This window comes from Bartonella sp. AP57NXGY (genome assembly GCF_042195805.1).
GTDB lineage: Bacteria > Pseudomonadota > Alphaproteobacteria > Rhizobiales > Rhizobiaceae > Bartonella.
This window is the reverse complement of sequence record NZ_JBHIOZ010000177.1, coordinates 1-2,508: the sequence shown is the minus strand read 5'-3', so window position 1 is coordinate 2,508 and position 2,508 is coordinate 1. Positions and strand designations below refer to the sequence as shown.

The 2,508-nt window shown below is 40.4% G+C and carries 5 protein-coding genes; 3 read left to right on the top strand and 2 right to left on the bottom strand.

All coding sequences use genetic code 11. The features are described from left to right. Window positions 1-962: hypothetical protein (locus tag ACFIL8_RS09135; protein ID WP_375689518.1), on the top strand; the 962-nt coding region annotated here is incomplete at its 5' end. A gap of 336 nt (window positions 963-1,298) precedes the next feature. Here ACFIL8_RS09135 and ACFIL8_RS09130 read toward each other — a convergent pair. After that, window positions 1,299-1,478 carry a hypothetical protein gene (locus ACFIL8_RS09130; RefSeq protein WP_375627011.1) on the bottom strand — a complete coding sequence of 60 codons (180 nt, stop codon included), beginning with the start codon at window positions 1,476-1,478 and terminating at the stop codon, window positions 1,299-1,301. A gap of 119 nt (window positions 1,479-1,597) precedes the next feature. On the opposite strand from ACFIL8_RS09130, the gene ACFIL8_RS09125 reads away from it, so the two are divergent. Together ACFIL8_RS09125 and ACFIL8_RS09120 are read left to right on the top strand one after the other, a co-directional pair. Further along, a complete protein-coding gene (locus ACFIL8_RS09125; protein ID WP_273791641.1) occupies window positions 1,598-1,873 on the top strand; it encodes a type II toxin-antitoxin system RelE/ParE family toxin in 276 nt (91 codons plus the stop codon). Between the two features lie 30 nt (window positions 1,874-1,903). Beyond that, a complete protein-coding gene (locus ACFIL8_RS09120) occupies window positions 1,904-2,233 on the top strand; it encodes a HigA family addiction module antitoxin (protein WP_375627782.1) in 330 nt (109 codons plus the stop codon). A 47-nt stretch (window positions 2,234-2,280) separates the two neighbouring features. On the opposite strand, the gene ACFIL8_RS09115 is transcribed toward ACFIL8_RS09120, so the two are convergent. After that, window positions 2,281-2,508, bottom strand: a 228-nt coding sequence (locus tag ACFIL8_RS09115; RefSeq protein ID WP_375689516.1) for a hypothetical protein, incomplete at its 5' end; no start/stop codon positions are given.

Here is a 2,508-nt window from a genome sequence, read left to right as displayed (position 1 = left end):
GCCCAAATGAATGGCAAAGTTATAATAAATTTACCAGTAAAGTCACCATGGGTGACGACTTGGAGATCTTGGGTAATGTATCATCTGACTTCTTCGGTCTTCCAAAAAGGAAAGTGGTTACCCGTTTAAGCACAAGTGGAAGTACGCTTAAAGGACCGCTTAAAGTTGATGATGATCTTGTTTATACCAAATCACAAGTGGATGCAGCCATCTTGGCACAGATAAAGAGTCTTAAAAAAGATTTGACCGATAAAATCACGAATTGGCCGGCTCTTGCTGATGCTGAATTGCTCTATACACAGGATGGAAAAATTCAATGGCCCGATTGGGTAACGGATAACACAAAAGTCGAAATCCAAGCATGGGGTGGCGGCGGCAGTGGTGGGGGTGGTTATTCTTATTACTTAGGAGGCGGTGGCGGCGGTGGCGGTTGTACGGTATGGTATGGTTATAAAGCGAGTTTAAAGGGTCATGAGAATATCACAATTGGTAAAGGAGGCGCTTCTGTTGCATCACGCAGTGCGACAGGAAATTCTGGAGGAACAACAACCGTTGGCAAAAATTTTATTACGGCGACAGGAGGACATGGTGGTGGGGGTGCTTCTGCCTATCAATCTCACACGGGATTTGGTGGTGGTACGACTACCTACTATTCAGGCGATGGCGGTGCTGGAGGAACAGGTGGAAACTTTGGTTTAGCAACGGATGAACATCTAGGAATTGCCAAAGGCGGAAATGGTTATGCTGGAACGAATGGAATTACGAGTAAAACAAGCGGTAATGGAGGCGATGCTGGAGGTGATACATCACGTGGTGGCTCTGGAGGAGTCGGCAAAGGTTCCTATAGTTCGGGAAAAGCAGGGCGTGGTTTTGGGGGCGGAGGTGCTGGCTCTCATGGAGATTCCTCTCCAAGCGGCGCTGGAGCTGATGGCGCTGTCCTCATAAGATTATGGAAAGAATGAATGGTTTATGCAGGTATAAAAAACAATGATAGTTTCTAAACGGACACTTATTGTCTGATGGCTTATAAACTGTATAGTTTCTTCTTATAAAGTCCCCTTTAAAGCCCTTTTTTACTGACAGTGTCAGGCTTATGAGAGAGTGTAGATGATTGTTATGGTCTCTTCATTAATTTGGAGAGCAAAATGACAATAGAATTTAAACTTCGTATTCACTTTATTAAGAATGGCAAGGGATCTAAGTTTTTAGCAATATTTGATCAGACAGCCGTTGGTATGTTTGTAAAATCCTTGATGTTAACGTGCAAATTTATCCCCTCCATGCACCTATTCTTCTCTTTACGCATGAGGTGGAGAAACAGGATAGTGTTCTGTTTCATAAGCTTCAATTAACAAAACAAGAGTTTTCATTCTATCAAATTCTGGAGTATTAACTTCTGGCTGCTTATCAAACATTGCAGACACAATCTCTAAAGCTTCTTGATAATCTCTCTCTGTACGAATTGGTTTGATATTCATTTCTTAAATTCTTGTAGTTCCACAGTGTTGGCATCAATCATATTAAATTGTAACATTTTTGTTGACAATTGTCACTTAATACATTACATCTTACTTAAAATAAAGTTGTTGAGTTTGCTATGATCAAAACATTTAAAAATAAAGACCTCCAATCTCTCTGGGAAACAGGAAAAAGTAAGATTGATAGCAGGCTTCAACAGCGTATTATTCGCCGTCTTGATGCCCTTGACGCTGCTTCTCAAGTTAGTGATATCAATGTACCAGGTTATAATTTTCATATGCTTAAAGGCTTTACTCCAACTCGCTACACAATTCATATCAATGGTCCTTGGTGTATCACTTTTGAATTTAAAGACAGACACGTTTACCATGTTGATCTAGAGCAATACCACTGAAGGTTTTAAGATTTGTAAAGGAAACTATCCATGACCACACGTAATCCTAATCGTTGTCCTTCTCATCCAGGAGAAATTTTAGCTGAATCCTTAGAACATTTAAATGCAAGCAAAACCGAAATTGCTAGGATTCTTCAAATATCACGCCAGCACTTGCACGGTATCCTTAAAGGAGAACGTCCAGTCACAGCCGTAACAGCAGCTCGCATTGGTAAATTGTTAGGAAATGGACCAGCCCTTTGGCTACAGCTTCAAGCCAATTATGATACATGGCATGCCTTGAGGGACATTGATGTCTCTTCTATTCCAACACTAACAGCTAGCGAAATGAATACGCAAATGGAACATAGCCATTCGTAACCTTCTCCCCGCCCTTAAAGACGAGGAGATAAGTCATGTTTTTGAACTTAAGCAACCTTTTTAATAGGGTTCTCGAAATCTGGTTCATAAGCGCGCAATAAAGGATCCATGCTATGCGGCAGTTCTGAATCACCAAAATCTGTTAGAACTATTAAGATTTTAAGTATACTTGGCATCTCATCTTGAAGTTTTAAAATTAAAGCTTTTTCTATGACACTCATAGTATCAACCAGAGCTGTACAATCTTTATCATTCATATTTTCATGTCTAGAAAA